18 protein-coding genes are annotated in these 15,404 nt (G+C 45.2%); 13 read left to right on the top strand and 5 right to left on the bottom strand.

The features are described 5' to 3' along the window. Positions 1–19: 19 nt before the first annotated feature. Together IEY13_RS27265 and IEY13_RS27260 are read left to right on the top strand one after the other, a co-directional pair. Positions 20–1,174: a glycosyltransferase gene (locus IEY13_RS27265; RefSeq protein ID WP_188958468.1), complete on the top strand. Its 1,155-nt coding sequence runs from the start codon at positions 20–22 to the stop codon at positions 1,172–1,174. Positions 1,175–1,408: 234 nt separating this feature from the next. Next, positions 1,409–2,464 carry an ABC transporter permease gene (locus IEY13_RS27260; RefSeq protein ID WP_229688039.1) on the top strand — a complete coding sequence of 352 codons (1,056 nt, stop codon included), beginning with the start codon at positions 1,409–1,411 and terminating at the stop codon, positions 2,462–2,464. Here IEY13_RS27260 and IEY13_RS27255 read toward each other — a convergent pair. From IEY13_RS27255 to IEY13_RS27245, 3 genes are all read right to left on the bottom strand, one after another. Further along, complete coding sequence (locus IEY13_RS27255) at positions 2,461–2,928, bottom strand: Lrp/AsnC ligand binding domain-containing protein (RefSeq protein ID WP_188958466.1); 468 nt, start codon at positions 2,926–2,928, stop codon at positions 2,461–2,463. The two genes, IEY13_RS27260 and IEY13_RS27255, sit on opposite strands and share 4 nt — an antisense overlap. Before the next feature lie 510 nt (positions 2,929–3,438). Then, the gene (locus tag IEY13_RS27250) at positions 3,439–3,750 is read right to left on the bottom strand and encodes a hypothetical protein (RefSeq protein ID WP_188958464.1); all 312 of its coding nucleotides are present in this window, start codon (positions 3,748–3,750) and stop codon (positions 3,439–3,441) included. Positions 3,751–3,985: 235 nt separating this feature from the next. Beyond that, complete coding sequence (locus IEY13_RS27245) at positions 3,986–5,017, bottom strand: glycosyltransferase family 2 protein (RefSeq protein ID WP_188958463.1); 1,032 nt, start codon at positions 5,015–5,017, stop codon at positions 3,986–3,988. A gap of 56 nt (positions 5,018–5,073) precedes the next feature. Here IEY13_RS27245 and IEY13_RS27240 point away from each other — a divergent pair, with 56 nt between their 5' ends. The 3 genes from IEY13_RS27240 to IEY13_RS27230 are packed head-to-tail and all read left to right on the top strand — an operon-like array spanning position 5,074 to position 6,965. Next, the gene (locus tag IEY13_RS27240; RefSeq protein WP_188958461.1) at positions 5,074–5,490 is read left to right on the top strand and encodes a hotdog fold thioesterase; all 417 of its coding nucleotides are present in this window, start codon (positions 5,074–5,076) and stop codon (positions 5,488–5,490) included. A 42-nt stretch (positions 5,491–5,532) separates the two neighbouring features. After that, entirely contained in the window at positions 5,533–6,123 is a 591-nt protein-coding gene (gmk, locus tag IEY13_RS27235) for a guanylate kinase (protein ID WP_188958459.1), read from the top strand. A 23-nt stretch (positions 6,124–6,146) separates the two neighbouring features. Beyond that, the gene (locus IEY13_RS27230; protein ID WP_188958457.1) at positions 6,147–6,965 is read left to right on the top strand and encodes an SDR family oxidoreductase; all 819 of its coding nucleotides are present in this window, start codon (positions 6,147–6,149) and stop codon (positions 6,963–6,965) included. 64 nt (positions 6,966–7,029) lie between these two features. Here the strand turns inward: IEY13_RS27230 and lysS are convergent, their stop codons facing one another. Both lysS and IEY13_RS27220 read right to left on the bottom strand, forming a co-directional pair. Further along, positions 7,030–8,553: a lysine--tRNA ligase gene (gene lysS / locus IEY13_RS27225; protein ID WP_188958455.1), complete on the bottom strand. Its 1,524-nt coding sequence runs from the start codon at positions 8,551–8,553 to the stop codon at positions 7,030–7,032. Positions 8,554–8,599: 46 nt separating this feature from the next. Further along, on the bottom strand, positions 8,600–9,649 hold the full coding sequence (locus IEY13_RS27220; protein WP_188958453.1) for a glycosyltransferase: 1,050 nt from the start codon (positions 9,647–9,649) through the stop codon (positions 8,600–8,602). A gap of 55 nt (positions 9,650–9,704) precedes the next feature. On the opposite strand from IEY13_RS27220, the gene gldC reads away from it, so the two are divergent. The 8 genes from gldC to uppS all read left to right on the top strand — a co-directional run bounded on the left by gldC (position 9,705) and on the right by uppS (position 15,314). Beyond that, positions 9,705–10,049: a gliding motility protein GldC gene (gldC, locus tag IEY13_RS27215; protein WP_188958451.1), complete on the top strand. Its 345-nt coding sequence runs from the start codon at positions 9,705–9,707 to the stop codon at positions 10,047–10,049. Positions 10,050–10,069: 20 nt separating this feature from the next. Continuing rightward, entirely contained in the window at positions 10,070–10,522 is a 453-nt protein-coding gene (locus IEY13_RS27210) for a GatB/YqeY domain-containing protein (RefSeq protein ID WP_188958449.1), read from the top strand. A 2-nt stretch (positions 10,523–10,524) separates the two neighbouring features. Then, complete coding sequence (locus tag IEY13_RS27205) at positions 10,525–11,049, top strand: CvpA family protein (RefSeq protein ID WP_188958447.1); 525 nt, start codon at positions 10,525–10,527, stop codon at positions 11,047–11,049. A gap of 108 nt (positions 11,050–11,157) precedes the next feature. After that, positions 11,158–11,937 (top strand): alpha/beta fold hydrolase, encoded by a 780-nt coding sequence (locus IEY13_RS27200; RefSeq protein ID WP_188958445.1) that lies wholly within the window; start codon positions 11,158–11,160, stop codon positions 11,935–11,937. Between the two features lie 31 nt (positions 11,938–11,968). Further along, positions 11,969–12,628, top strand: coding sequence for a CBS domain-containing protein (locus tag IEY13_RS27195; RefSeq protein WP_188958443.1), 660 nt, complete (start codon positions 11,969–11,971; stop codon positions 12,626–12,628). 62 nt (positions 12,629–12,690) lie between these two features. Next, the gene (locus IEY13_RS27190; protein WP_188958436.1) at positions 12,691–13,569 is read left to right on the top strand and encodes an NAD kinase; all 879 of its coding nucleotides are present in this window, start codon (positions 12,691–12,693) and stop codon (positions 13,567–13,569) included. A gap of 63 nt (positions 13,570–13,632) precedes the next feature. After that, positions 13,633–14,487, top strand: a complete 855-nt coding sequence (gene porG / locus IEY13_RS27185; protein ID WP_188958434.1) for a type IX secretion system protein PorG — start codon at positions 13,633–13,635, stop codon at positions 14,485–14,487. Positions 14,488–14,552: 65 nt separating this feature from the next. Next, positions 14,553–15,314, top strand: a complete 762-nt coding sequence (uppS, locus tag IEY13_RS27180) for an undecaprenyl pyrophosphate synthase (RefSeq protein ID WP_188958432.1) — start codon at positions 14,553–14,555, stop codon at positions 15,312–15,314. Positions 15,315–15,404: the final 90 nt, after the last annotated feature.

Here is a 15,404-nt window from a genome sequence, read left to right as displayed (position 1 = left end):
ATTGTTTTCTTTGTTGCACATGATAGGTATTTACGCATTGTTGCTGGTTACCGGTATACTGCTTTTACTGTATACGGTACTTATTAGTTATTACCGGGCGTGGTTTTTAAAGCTGCAGCCTTATGTAATTCCACAGGCCATAACACCGGCTACCCGGTTTACGGTAATTATTCCTGCCCGTAACGAGGAGACGCAGATTGAGGCCTGTGTACTAGGCATTCTGCAGCAGCATTATCCATCGCATTTGTTTGAGGTAATAGTAATAGACGATCATTCTACCGATGCTACCCCTGCTATTATACAGCAGTTACAACAGCAGCATACCAACCTGCACCTGCTTCAGCTGGAAAAAGAACTGAAGGGGCAGCAGCTGAACAGCTATAAAAAGAAAGCAATTGAGCTGGCGATAGGCCGGTGCCAGGGCGATTGGATTGTTACTACCGATGCGGATTGTTTTATGGGCAAAGAATGGCTGAATACTTACGATGCCTATATTCAGCAGTATGCGCCGGTGTTTGTGGCTGCTCCTGTTATGTTTAGCAATCCCGGAAATTTTGTGGGCATATTTCAGTGCCTGGATTTTATGAGTATGCAGGGTATTACTGCCGCAGCTGTTTCGGCGGGTGTACATAGCATGTGTAATGGGGCCAACCTGGCTTACAGCAAAGCAGCTTTTTATAAGGTGGGTGGCTTTACGGGTATTGATAATATTGCGAGCGGCGATGATATGCTGCTGATGCATAAGATTAAGCTGGCATACCCCGGTAAAACAGGCTATATTTTTTCAGACGCAGCTATTGTAAATACGCCGCCTATGCCCGACTGGAAAAGTTTTATTAACCAGCGCATACGATGGGCCAGTAAGGCCGATAAGTATAAAGACAAAGCCGTTTTCTGGGTATTGGTACTGGTGTATCTTTTTAACGCAGGTTTACTGGTAATGCTGATAGTGGGATTATTTTATTGGCCACTGTTGTTAGCGGGTTTGGGTATGGTTGCAGTTAAAACTATTGCGGAACTGGAGTTTCTGTTTCCTGTAGCCCGCTTTTTTGGGCAAAGGCCGTTACTCTACAGCTTTACTATTATGCAGCCTTTCCATATTTTTTATATTGTAGTGGCGGGTTGGTTGGGTAAGTTTGGTAAATATCAGTGGAAGGGTAGAACAGTGAAATAGGTTAGTTGTAATATTCGTCTTTGTCTTTGTTTAATCCCAGGCCGGAGACAACAAGCGCCAGAACAAAACCAATTAATAAAAAGGGAAGGATTAATATTTGTTTCATCAGATTAGTAGATTTACCTGGTTGTTTCTTTACATGTGCATTCACTTACCTTAGATACTATTGAATAAGGAAATGTTTATTGCACTCACCGATTAAAACAGCCTGTTGGCAATAAATAGCGCGCTGCCTTGAAGAGTCGCAAGAATTATACCACGGGAACCATTGCCGGAGCAGTTGTTATACTGCTCAGCTGCATAGTAGCATTACTGGCTTACTACCTTGCGCCCGATGGTTCACCCAACGGAAACCGCATGTTACCGGAGCTGGCCAACCGCAGACCAGGCTTTTCTATTCAAGCTTTACAGCTGATAAAATCACAGTCGTATAATGCGCCTTCTTTTTTCGACCGGATGTTGAATGGAAGAAGAGGTGCGTATCAACTGATACCTTTTGAACAATATGCGGTAAGGGGCGACTCTATAGAAATACAGAAGTTTATTGATGATGGTGTTTGGGAAAAGCAGACGTATGCACTGAAGGCATGTGCGGCTGAGCCTGTTACAAGGCTTCATTTTTATCTGGGTAGTGACCGGTTTGGAAGAGATATTGCCAGCCGTTTGATTATTGGTACCCGTGTAAGTTTAAGTGTGGGTTTTATAGCCGTAATACTATCGTTAACCATTGGCATATTGCTGGGGGCGCTGGCAGGTTATTTCAGAGGAACAACGGATGATGTAATTATGTGGCTGATTAACGTTATATGGAGTATACCTACCCTGCTGCTGGTATTTGCCATTACGCTGGTATTGGGAAAAGGCTTCTGGCAGGTATTTATAGCGGTGGGGCTTACCATGTGGGTAAACGTAGCCAGGCTGGTGCGCGGGCAGGTGCTGGCCGTGCGCGAAATGGAATATGTGGAAGCTGCCAGGGCGCTGGGCTTTTCTGACCGGCGTATTATTATACGGCACATACTGCCCAATATTCTGGGGCCGGTACTGGTAATAGCTGCCAATAATTTTGCTTCCGCTATTGTAATAGAGGCGGGCCTCAGCTTTTTAGGTGTAGGCGTACAGCCTCCCCAGCCTAGCTGGGGACTGATGATAAAAGAGAACTACAACTTTATCATTACCCACAACCCGGTACTGGCACTGGCACCGGGCATAGCCATTATGCTGTTAGTGCTGGCCTTTAACCTGGTAGGTAATGGTTTACGGGATGCCCTGCAGGTAAAAGGCCGGGTTTAGCCGGTTACCAGTACATTGCGCGAAAAGCTTTCTTCCAGCGATATAAAGGTTTCGGTACGCTCAATGCCTTTAATTTTCTGCAGCTCATCATGCAATACAAAACGCAGTTGCTGAATGTCTTTACAAATTACCTCCGCAAACATGCTGTAATTGCCCGTGGTATAGTTTACCCTTACTATTTCCGGTATTTTCCGCAATTCTTTAGCAACTGTATCGTATAACGAGCTTTTTTCAAGATAAATTCCAATAAAAGCAATTACGTCGTAGCCCAAAAGTTTTAAATCCACGCTTAGTTTAGTACCTTTAACTACACCCAGTTCCTGCAGTTTTTTAATACGCACGTGAATGGTACCGCCGGAAACGAATAGTTTTTTACCTAAATCGGCGTAGGAAATCTCCGCATCCTCCATCATTTCCTGGATTATCTGAAAATCCAGTTTGTCTAAATTCAATTTACCTGCCATTTTCAAATGCCTTTTTTGAATTTATTTAATATGTATGGCAATTTATTGGATAATTTCTATACTTTCAAAATTTTGTTTGAAATATTTATAACGAAATGACTATTTTCTTAATATTGTGTTGTCAAACAACGACAAACAAGCTAAGATCTTTTAATACTGTGGGGTGATGAAACTTTTGGCAGACATGCCCTCTCGTCTCGGGGGTGGGGATAAAAGGATAAACGTAGCATAGAGCCTTCCGCAAGGAAGACCGGGGTTGACCACCGGACTTTGTACTACAGCTAACTTCCCCGTGTAGGTTCGACTCCTACCCCTACAGCGGTCAACTAGAGCCTCTTAGGTTTTCTCAATGTGTAAGGGGCTCTTAGTTTTAAAATCAACTACTTAATGGGATAACGAGGCTTTTTCTGCTACAAACAGAAAAAGCCTTTTTTGTTTGCAGCAGGTGTTTGTAGTCTATGGCTACGGCAAAAATATTCCTTCATTTGTTTTGGCTGGGTTGCTTTATTCCTATTGCAGATGCATAGTAAAAAGGCACTCTGGCGTTTCTTCCGAGAGCTCTTGCGGCAAATTCCTGAGCTCTGCCGGCAATTGCCAGAGCTCTCCGGGCATTCCATAGAGCTCTATTAGCATTCTACAGGACTCTATGAACATTCCATAGAGTTGTCTGGACATTCCGTAGAGCTCTCTGAGCATTCCACAGAGCTCCCGGAACAGCCCGAAGAGCTGTCTGGACATTCCATAGAGCCCTCCGGGCATTTCATAGAGTTCTATGAGCATTCTGTAGAGCTCAGGAATTTGCCGCCAGAGCTCTGGCGGCAAATTCCTGAGTTGGGCCAACAGGTGCCAGCGCTTTAGGGACAGTTCAAAATGTTCTGGAATAAATCAGAGAAGCCCGCCGGAAAAGTGCCCTGGTTTCCCGGCGGGCTGCCAGGGCTTGCGGGGGATATTTATATGCTCAGGCATACTATGCTAAAGCTCTCAGATAGTTCCCTGCTGCTCAGTCAACATTTGCCAGAGCATACTGATGAGCCCGTAGAGTTTGAGGACTTTACTATCAATGATCGCCATAAATTTTAGGCCGTTTAATCAGCGGCCCTGAATATACTTTTCGCAGCATACGAAAGTAGGTGCGGGTAAAAATGTTACTATCTATCCATTTGGCAATCAGCAGCGATCTTATTTTCAGCGGCTCAAAAGGAATACCTGGGCTAAGCTGGCGTGCCAGTTCGCGGCAGTCTTTAATAAGCCTGTTTACACTGAGGTAATGCCGGTGCCTCAGCTTTTTTCTTATCAGCCGGTGCGAGAAATCCAGGCAATATGCCAGCAGGTAGCCGGCACTGTGTTGGGTAATAACCTGGTCCAGCTCAGGACTTTGCTTTTTTATGGCTAACAGAAAGCCGGCAAACTGTTTCAGTGCATTATGAAAAACAATATCTGCCGAGGTGCCCGATACACTTTCGTGTTCGCGGAAGCTGAAGGTATTGGCAGTGGATACTGCCAGGTAGCTTTTTATGGTCAGCCGCATCCATAGTTCGCTATCTGAATTGAGCAGGTTAGGGTATTGAGGTATGCCGCCTGCCCATTCATAGTCTTTTGAACGCATCATATAGCCGGTGGCATTAATCTCAATTTTGTTATCGAGAAAATACTCCACAAACAAGGCTCCTGACATTACCGGTGGCAACGGCAGGCTGTTGCGCATAAAACGGCTTTCTTTATCTATATAGGAATAGGCGCTAACGTATAAGCTGGCATTGGGATGGCTTTCAATAAGCGCACTCATTTCTTCCAGATAGTTAGGTGCCAGCACATCATCATGCCCCAGAATGGTCATGAATTCATTTTTAGGCAGGTCTGCAATGCGCTTCCAGTTTTCTTCTATGGAGTAACGGCGTTCTGCCGTGTATATTACAATACGCGGGTCGTTGAGGCTGCGTATCCAGTCAAGAAATGATGCATCGGTACTGCCGCTGTCTACTATATGAATAGTGAACCCGGTTACGGTTTGCGCCAGAATGCTGTTAATACATTCTTTGATATAGCGTGCACTGTTATAGGTAGGGACGATTATGCTGAATCTGCTCATAGGATAATCCGATCAACGAATTTATATCTATTTTACAAGGATTAAAACCGGATTTTATGATATGGCGTGAAGAGATAACAGCAGAGCGATTAAACAGCTTTCCACCTAATATAGGCACCTTCCTGGGAATAGAATTTACCGGGTGGACGGAGAACTCTTTAACGGCCCGCATGCCTGTAGATGAAAGAACCCGACAGCCTTTTGGCATTTTACACGGAGGCGCTTCTGTGGTACTGGCCGAAACCCTGGGTAGTGTGGCCAGCCTGCTGATAATAGATACAGAAAAACATCGTGCGGTGGGGCTGGAAGTAAATGCCAACCACCTGCGTTCGGTAAAAAGCGGATATGTAACCGGGGTATGTACACCGCTGCATATAGGAGGCAAAACTCATGTGTGGGATATTAAGATAAGTAACGAAGCGGGCAGGGTGGTGTGCGTAAGCCGTTTAACAGTGGCGGTGATTCCGGCGTAAACAGAAAAATCTTTTTTGTTTCTTTGCCGCTAAATGCGGCGTATGTCAACAATTGCACACGGAAAACTCATTATTATAACAGCTCCTTCAGGGGCCGGTAAAACCTCTATTACCCGTTATTTGTTACAGAAGTATCCCAAACTGTCTTTTTCTGTTTCTGCGGCTACGCGGTTGCCCAGGGGTGCCGAAAAAAACGGGGTGGACTATTACTTTATGAGTGTTGAGCAGTTTCAACAGCATATACAGGAAGAGGATTTTATTGAATGGGAAATGGTGTATGAGGGCAAATATTACGGCACACTGAAAAGCGAACTGGAACGGATATGGCAGCTGGGAAAGGTGCCTATGCTGGATATTGATGTAAAAGGGGCCATACACGTGCAACAACAGTTTCCGGGCAATTCCCTGTCATTGTTTATTGAACCACCTTCCGTTGACGAACTGAGAAAGCGTTTGGAAAGCAGGGGTACTGAAACGGAAGAGTCGCTGCAAACCCGGGTTAACAAAGCCTCGTACGAAATTTCCTTTAAACACTCTTTTGATCAGGTGATTTTAAATGATGAGCTGGAGAAAGCCTGCCGGGAAACAGAGGCGGTTATACTGGAGTTTTTGGGAGACGGCCTAAAAGCGTAACTTACTGTAAAATACCATATACGATGAGCTTGCAGGGTAAAACTGTTTTTATAACCGGCGGAAGCCGGGGCATAGGCCGGGCAATTGCGCTAAAGCTGGCTGCTGATGGCGCTAACATTGTAATTGCAGCAAAAAGTGTTACGGAAGATCCGCGGCTGGGTGGAACCATACACTCTGTGGCAGAAGAAGTGGAAAAAGCAGGCGGGAAAGCCCTGGCAGTACAGGTAGACATTCGTAAAGAAGAGCAGGTGGCTGCTGCCGTACAGCAGGCGGCTGAGCGTTTTGGGGGTATTGATATTCTCATTAACAACGCCTCTGCCATTCAGCTGTCAGGTACGCTGGAAACAGATATCCGCAGGTTTGATCTGATGCACGATGTAAATGTGCGGGGTACTTTTTTGGTAACGCAGCAATGCATTCCTTATCTCAAAAAGAGTAGCAATGCACATATTCTTACCCTGTCGCCCCCGGTTAACCTGCATACCAAATGGCTGGCTCCGCATGTGGCTTACACGCTGTCGAAATACAATATGAGTATGATGACGCTGGCGTGGGCGGCTGAGTTTAAAAAACACAATATTGCCAGCAATACCCTGTGGCCGCGTACTACTATTGCTACAGCGGCGGTTAAAAACCTGCTGGGTGGTGATGCTATGGTACAGCAAAGCCGCACTACCGATATTGTGGCAGATGCTGCTTATTACATTGTAACCAAAGAAGGGCTGCACTATACCGGGAATAACTTTATTGATGAAGAAGTGCTTACCGCGGAGGGCATTACCGATTTCTCCGGCTATGCGGTAGACCCTTCCGCAGGCTTGTTTCCTGACCTTTTCTTATAACTGACTATACATAAAAAGAGCGCCCCCAAACAGAGGCGCTCTTTTATTATTTCGCTTATGGTTATTATGGATTGTTTTCGGGGCGCATTTGCGGAAACAGCAGCACATCCTGAATAGAAGGCTGGTTGGTCAGCAGCATCACCAATCTGTCAATACCAATGCCGATACCGGATGTAGGAGGCATACCGTATTCCAGAGAACGCAGGAAGTCGTTATCAATATACATCGCTTCATCATCACCTCTTTCCATCAGTTTAACCTGATCTTCAAAACGCTCGCGCTGGTCAACCGGGTCGTTCAGCTCGCTGTAGGCGTTGGCAATTTCTTTACCGTTTACCATCAGTTCAAAGCGCTCTACCAGCCCTGCTTTTTCGCGGTGCTTTTTGGTAAGCGGACTCATTTCAACCGGGTAGTCGATAATGAAAGTTGGTTGTATGTAAGTATGCTCACTGGTTTCGCCAAACAGCTCGTCAATCAGCTTGCCTTTGCCCAGGCCTGGTTTTACCGAAATGTTCAGTTTTGCACAGGTGGCACGCAGTTGCTCTTCGTCCATTTCGCTTACGTCAATACCACTGTTCTCTTTAATGGCATCAAAAATGGAAATTCTTTTGAAAGGTGCTTTAAAGCTTACTATATTTTCACCTACCTGTACATCAGTAGTACCGTGTATGGCAATAGCCAGTTTTTCAAACAGCTTTTCGGTTACTTCCATCATCCAGAAGTAATCTTTATAGGCGGTATACCACTCCAGAACGGTAAACTCCGGGTTGTGGGTGCGATCCATACCTTCGTTACGGAAGTTGCGGCTGAATTCATACACCCAGTCAAACCCTGCCACGATTAATCTTTTCAGGTATAATTCGTTGGCAATACGCAGGTAAAAAGGAATATCCAGCGCATTATGGTGTGTGGTAAACGGACGCGCGGCAGCCCCACCCGGAATAGCCTGTAACACCGGTGTATCTACTTCCAGCGCGCCCTGCCCGTTCAGAAAGTCGCGGATGGTGTTGATAATTCTGCTGCGTTTAACAAACGTATCTTTTACTTCCGGGTTAATAATCAGGTCGGCATAACGCTGGCGGTAGCGGAATTCCGGATCGGTAACCGCATCAAATACGTTACCTTCTGTATCTCTTTTTACAACCGGCAGTGGTTTCAGTGCTTTGGTAAGCAGTGTAAAACTGGTGGCGTGTATAGATATTTCACCGGTATGTGTTACAAATACGTGGCCGGTTACACCCACAATATCACCCAGATCAATCAGGCGTTTTACTACGGTGTCAAACAATGTTTTGTCTTCGCCGGGGCAAATATCATCCCTGCGCACGTATAACTGAATAATGCCTTTGCTGTCCTGAATCTTAATAAAGAACACCTTGCCTTTACCATTATTGGTCATGATACGACCGGCTACAGTTACATTGGCAAACTTTTCCTTTGTTTCTTCTGTATACTGCGCTTTAATATCTTCGGAATAATGGGTTACCGGAAACAGCGGTGCAGGGTACGGATCAATGCCCAGTTCTTTTAACTCGGCCAGTTTATCCCTGCGGATAAGCTCCTGCTCAGACAAATGTTGTTGACTCATATAGTTTATTAACGGAGCGCAAAATTAGGCTTTAGTTCTCAACCTGTCAACTGGTCAGTTCCTGTATTAGCTGCCAGGCGTTTTCTGCGGAGCGTTCTATGTGGTTTCCGGCCGCTTTTTCTTTACCGGCCAGTACCAGACGGTTGCGTAAAGCCTCATCTTTATAAATCTGTATCATCTGCTGCCCCATGGCGGCAAAATCATCTTTACCGGCATACAGGCAGCCTTCGCCACCCGTTTCCTGCAAAGCGGGGGTAGCAACAGTAATTACCGGCACTTCGCACTGAAAAGCCTGGAGTACAGACATGCCAACTGCATCTTCCGCCACTGGATGTACCAGGCAGTAAGCGCCTGCGGTAACAGGCGCTATTTCTTCCACCGTAAGCTGATGCAAAAAAGTAACATCGTTCCGGTACCGGTAGCTTTCCATATCGGGCAGCAGGGCGTTGTCTGCGTTAATCACCAACAGCTTCATGCTGCTTTTCTGCCATTTTTTAAATACCGAAAAGGCTTTAAACAGGCATAATAAATCAGCAGCGGTGGCATCGGGGCCATAAAAAACAAAATATTCGCAGGCTTCGGCATACTGGCTTTTAAGATGCTCGCGCCACTGCCATTCTACCGGAACAAAAGCGGCGGGCGGGGCCACCGGCAGCACACTTATTTTTTCAGCGGCAATGCCATACAGGTTGGTATACTCCGCCGCCGCCCATTGGGTGGCAACCATTATTTTTCCTTTTTTACCGGTAAAGTCCAGTGCCTGGGGCGTTGGTATAAACAGCAACTGAGGTATATCGGTACCTGCCACTTCCTGGCCTATAAACAACTTTGCGGCCTGTTTTTTCAGCATAGCCGGTATTTGTTGCCGGAATTTCCATTTATGCGCCCAGTTGGCCACTGGCAACCAGGCAGGAGCAACCAGCGGAACAACTGTTCCCCACTGTTGCAGGTGTGCTTGTGTTTCCGGCCCTGTAGCAGTAAAAACAAGCTGTACTACCTGGCCCCTGGCCGGGTGCAGCCATATCTGCGTAAAAAACTCATTTTCAACGGGGGCCTGTTCTTTTCTGAAAAAGTCGCCCTGAACGGCAATTTGCATGGAACAAAGATAGATGACTTGTATTTTTCTACATTTGCAAGCTTAACAGATAAATATGCATACTTCTACCATCACCGTTAATGTGAGCCTGGATCAGGATAAGGTGCCGGATCAAATAGAATGGAAAGCTACTGACAGTACAGCAGCGGAGTTTCAGAAAGCCCGTGCCATGATGATTTCTTTCTGGGATGGCGCTGATAAAAGTGCGTTAAGAGTGGATTTGTGGACGAAAGAAATGATGGTGGACGAAATGGCCGATTTCTTTTATCAGACCATGTCTGCTATGGCCGATACCTATTTACGCGCTACACAGCAGCAGGAATTATCAGACGACCTGAAAAACTTTGCCAAAGAGTTTTATCATAAGTTCAGGAAATCTCAGGAGCAACAAAATTCATAGCTTACCTAAAACCTATAGTAATGAACCTGGAGCAAAAGATTATGGTCGAATTAAAAGAGGCCATGAAAGCGAAAGATGAAGCTACCCTGCGCGGTTTACGCGCTATTAAAGCGGCCATTATTCTGGCTAAAACAGAAGCCGGATCTAACGGGGAACTGAAAGAGGGCGAAGATGTGAAGCTGTTGCAGAAGCTGGTAAAACAGCGGAAAGACTCGCTGGATATATTTACCAAACAAAACAGGCCCGACCTGGCTGAGAAAGAGCAGCAGGAAATTACTGTTATTGAAAAGTTTTTGCCTGCCCAGATGAGCGAGGCGGAACTGAAAGTTGCTATTGCTGCTATTATTGCGGAAACCGGCGCCAGCTCTGCTGCCGATATGGGCAAGGTAATGAACGCTGCTTCCAAACAACTGGGCGGTAAGGCAGAAGGGAAAGTTATTTCCGCGGTAGTAAAAGAATTATTAAGTAAGTAAAAGTGATTATTGACATCATTTTTGCAGGTTTACTGCTGTATGCTATTATAAAAGGCTTACGCAAAGGGCTGGTACTGGCAGTGTTTTCTTTTTTCGCTGTTATTATCGGCCTGGCAGCCGCTATAAAGCTATCCACCGTGGTAGCGGGCTGGTTGCAGCGTAATACTAATATAGGTATGCAGTGGCTGCCGCTACTTTCATTTGTTGTTATTATGATAGCAGTGGCATTACTGGTTCGCTGGTGTGCTTCCCTTATTGAAGTGGGGTTAGACCTTGTTTTAATGGGCTGGCTTAACAAAATAGCGGGAGTGCTGTTATATATGATTTTGTATATAACCGTATTCAGTGTATGTCTGTTTTATGCGCAACAAATGAATCTGCTACAGGCCCAAACCTTTACGCAGTCTCATTCCTACGAATTTATACGCCCGTGGGGGCCTAAAGCCATTGATGCGTTGAGCGTGGTGCTTCCTTTCTTCAGGAACATGTTCGGCCAACTGCAACAATTTTTTGGATCACTTGCGTGAATAACTATTTTTGGGAAGAGATGATATAATGAGTTTGGGTTATGTCACATGAATTACGTTTATTTGTGGCCATCCAAATGGTTGTTAGCCATTAAGAATGACTGAGTGATGAATTACGAGATTAAAACAAACGACAAGTTTCGGTTTATTGAAGAAGGCGAAGGCGAGCCGCTGCTGGTTTTACACGGACTGTTCGGCGCTTTGAGCAACTTTAGTGATCTGATTGAACACTTTAGACATAAGTATAAAGTGGTAGCCCCTTTATTGCCCTTGTACGACCTGGACATTTTTCACACCACAGTAGTAGGGTTGGCAAAGTATGTTGCAAACTTTATAGAGGCGGGCGGCTATGAAGGCATTCACCTGCTCGGTAATTCATTGGGCGGTCACGTAGGGTTGCTGTATGTATTAAAGCACCCGGAGAAAGTAAAGTCTCTCATTCTTACCGGTAGCTCCGGCCTGTTTGAAAACGGCATGGGCGATAGCTATCCCAAGCGCGGTGATTATGAGTACATCCGTAAAAAAACGGAGCTTACTTTTTATGATCCCAACATGGCTACCAAAGAACTGGTGGATGAAGTGTTTGACATTACCAACAACCGCCTGAAGGTGATTAAAACGATATCGCTTGCTAAAAGCGCTATCCGCAATAACCTGGGTGAAGAGTTGAGCCAGATTACACAGCCTACCTTACTGATATGGGGTAATAACGATAACGTAACGCCGCCGTTTGTAGCGAAAGAGTTTAACAAACTCATTCCTAACAGCGAGGTGTACTTTATTGACAAGTGTGGTCACGCTCCTATGATGGAAGTGCCGGTGGAATTCAACAAAATCCTGGAAGAATTTCTGGGTAAGTTGAAAGCACCTGCTGCAACTATTGCCTGATTTTTGTTGTCTGTATATAAAATGTGCCCGCATGTTAACTTCTCAATTAATAGGAACCAGTTATCCTGCCGTCAATTTATCTGACAAGGCAGGGTTTGCGTTGCAATTAATGGAGGATTATGATGTACAGCATTTACCCATCGTCAGCGAAGAAAAATTCCGCGGGCTGGTAAGTAAAGACGACTTGCTGGATGCGGATGATGGAGCAACTATTGCTTCGCTGGAACCGCAATGGGTAAAAACATCGGTGCGGGCAACTGACCACTTTTTGCAGGCGTTGAAGCAAGCCTCTGCACTGGATTTATCGCTGGTGGCAGTAATTAACGAAACGGGAGAATTACATGGCGTAATTTCCCGGGTAGAATTACTGCATGCCGCAGAAAAGTTTACCGGTGCAGAAGAGCCAGGAGGCCTTATTGTTATTGAAATGGAAAAGAGAAACTTTTCCTTTGGTGAAATGAGCCGCCTGGTAGAAACAAACGACGCCTATATTACGCAGCTGAATACCTATGTAGATGCAGCTAACGGCTTATTGCAGATTACAGTTAAAGTGAACAGATCTGAAATATCAGATATTGTGGCCACTTTTCAGCGTTACGACTATACGGTGGTACATTATTTTGGAGAAGAGTCGTATCAGAATGAACTGAAGGAGAACTACGATCTGCTGATGACCTACCTTAAAATGTAGCCTTCTTTTACAAAAAACAGCATTTCACCGCCAGCCGGAGGCATTGCACAGTATATTTGCGCATGAAAGTAGCTATCTACAGCCGTGGACTAGACATAGAACAACATAACCAACTGCTTGTTCTGGCAGAAGAGTTACGGCGCTACAACATTTCCATTTTATTACATGAGGCATTGAGCGATCATCTGGACGATATTCGTACAGCGGGTGCTGATATTGCTATGTTTAAGGATCATAACGACCTTAGCAGTGAGGTGGAGTGTTTAATCAGCCTTGGTGGCGATGGTACTATTCTGGATGCGGTAGGCCTGGTACGTGATAAAGGCGTTCCTATTCTCGGCATCAATTTTGGTCGTTTGGGCTTTCTGGCAAGTATAGGCAAAGAAGAGTTGAGTGTAGCGGTAGATACCCTTGCCAATGGTACTTATGTAGTAGATAAGCGTTCTTTAATACATCTGGATGCGAATATTCCTTTGTTTGACAATGCTTCATTTGCTTTAAATGAGTTTGCATTGCACAAGCGGGATGTATCGCCTATGATTAAAGTGCATACGTATCTGAACGGAGAGTTTCTGAACACTTACTGGGCCGATGGGTTGATTGTTTCTACCCCCACCGGATCTACCGGGTATAGCCTCAGTTGTAACGGCCCCATAGTGTTTCCCGACTCCTCCAGTTTTTTAATAACACCTATAGCGCCACATAATTTAAATGTGCGTCCTATTATAGTGCCCGACAGCAATATTATTTCGTTTGAAGTGGAGGGCAGGCATAACCAGTTTATCTGTACTTTAGATTCGCGCAGAGAGATAGTAGATAAAGATGTGCAACTGGCCATTAAAAAAGAAAGTTTCAGTGTTAAACTGGTGCGTTTGAATGAGAACAGCTTTTTATCTACCCTAAGAAATAAACTTACCTGGGGGCTGGATAAAAGAAATTAGACGCCGGTTTAAACAAGAAATTAAAGGATTTTTCGTTATACGAACATTCTGTATTTTGCAAATATGTATAAGAAACTACTACTACTGTTAACCGCATGCACACTCACTGCCGGCTCTCAGGCACAATGGCTGGACAGCTACGTGCATCAGGGAGAATTTGGACTGGCTGTAGGTGGGGCGCATTATTTTGGCGACCTTAACACCCGGGCCGCTGTAAACAGACCCAAGTTTGCCGGCGGTATATTTTTTCGCAAACAACTCAATAACTATATCGGCATTAAAGTTTCGGGCAATTACGCTGCTGTGGGATATTCTGATAAATACAGCAAAAACGAAACCCAGCGCCGGAGAAACCTTAGCTTTAACAGCAATATATGGGAGCTGAGTTTAAGTGGTGAGTTTAACTTCTTCAAATTTTATCCCGGTGTGGAAGGCTTTAATTTCACGCCCTATGTGTCTTTAGGACTTGGCATTTTTTCCTTCAACCCCTATGCATATCTGGGTGGCGAAAAATATAATTTACGCCAGATTGGAACAGAGGGGCAGGGCAGCGCAGCCTATCCGGGCCGCAAACCCTACAGTTCTACCGCTATGTGTTTCCCGCTTACAGTGGGCATGAAATACGCACTTTCTTCTGGTGTTAACCTGTTTGGCGAAGTGGGTTACCGCTTTACCACTACCGATTATCTGGACGATGTAAGTACTACTTACGCACCTGATGCCTTCCCTGTTACCTCTACCGGCGACCCTTCTATAGGTTATCTGCTACAGGATCGCAGCTATGAAACCGGCTCTATGATTGGGCTTAAAGGCCGGCAGCGTGGCAACAGCTCGCAAAACGATGGCTATATGGTTGCTCTTATAGGACTTTCTTTTAATATTTCCAGTTACCGCTGTCCTTCTCCTAATCCAAGGTAGGCACCGCTTTCTGCTTTTGTTTGTTTCAGAAAGCCTAAATTTGTCCGCCTCTTTAAGGCATCACTATGCAGGAATTGAAGGATACTATAGATAAAAGTCGTTTACCCAGGCATATTGCCGTTATTATGGACGGTAACGGCCGCTGGGCCAAAGAAAAAGGCCAGGACAGATTATACGGTCACTTTCACGGAGTGGAAAGCGTGCGCGATATTGTGGAAGGCAGCGCTGAAATAGGGCTGGAATACCTGACTTTATATGCTTTCAGTACAGAAAACTGGGACAGGCCTGAAAACGAGGTTACCGGTTTAATGGAGCTGTTGGTAGATACCATCCGGAAAGAAGTTCCCACTTTAAATAAGAATAATATTAAGCTGCATGTAATAGGCGATATGTCTATGATGCCAGCTTACGCCCATAAGGAACTGGCGGAAGCGCTGGAAGAAACCAGTAAAAATACCGGTTTGAACCTTATTATGGCATTAAGTTACAGTAGCCGTTGGGAGATGATTAGAGCGGTTAAGCAGGTAGCTATAGATGTAAAAGCCGGTAAAGTTCAACCGGAAGAAGTAGATGGTCCTCTGTTTCAACGTTATCTTGCCACCAGCGCTTTTCCTGATCCGGAGTTGATGATAAGAACCAGCGGGGAATTCAGGATCAGCAACTTTTTGTTATACCAGCTTGCTTATGCAGAGTTATACTTTACAGATACCTGCTGGCCCGATTTCAGGAAAAAAAATCTGTACGAGGCGATACTCGACTTTCAGAAACGCGAAAGGCGATTTGGTAAAACCAGCGAACAGCTACAGCAGCCTGCCGGCACCATTTAGTAGAATAATAATAAATTATGTAAAAATGAGGGGGTGATTTAACAAACACTTTTAATAATTCCCGTTAATTTGCCGCCACTTATCCCAAAG

It is taken from the genome of Filimonas zeae (genome assembly GCF_014641615.1).
Lineage (GTDB): Bacteria > Bacteroidota > Bacteroidia > Chitinophagales > Chitinophagaceae > Filimonas > Filimonas zeae.
Note: the sequence above shows the minus strand (reverse complement) of the source record. Positions and strands in the feature narration are given on the sequence as shown.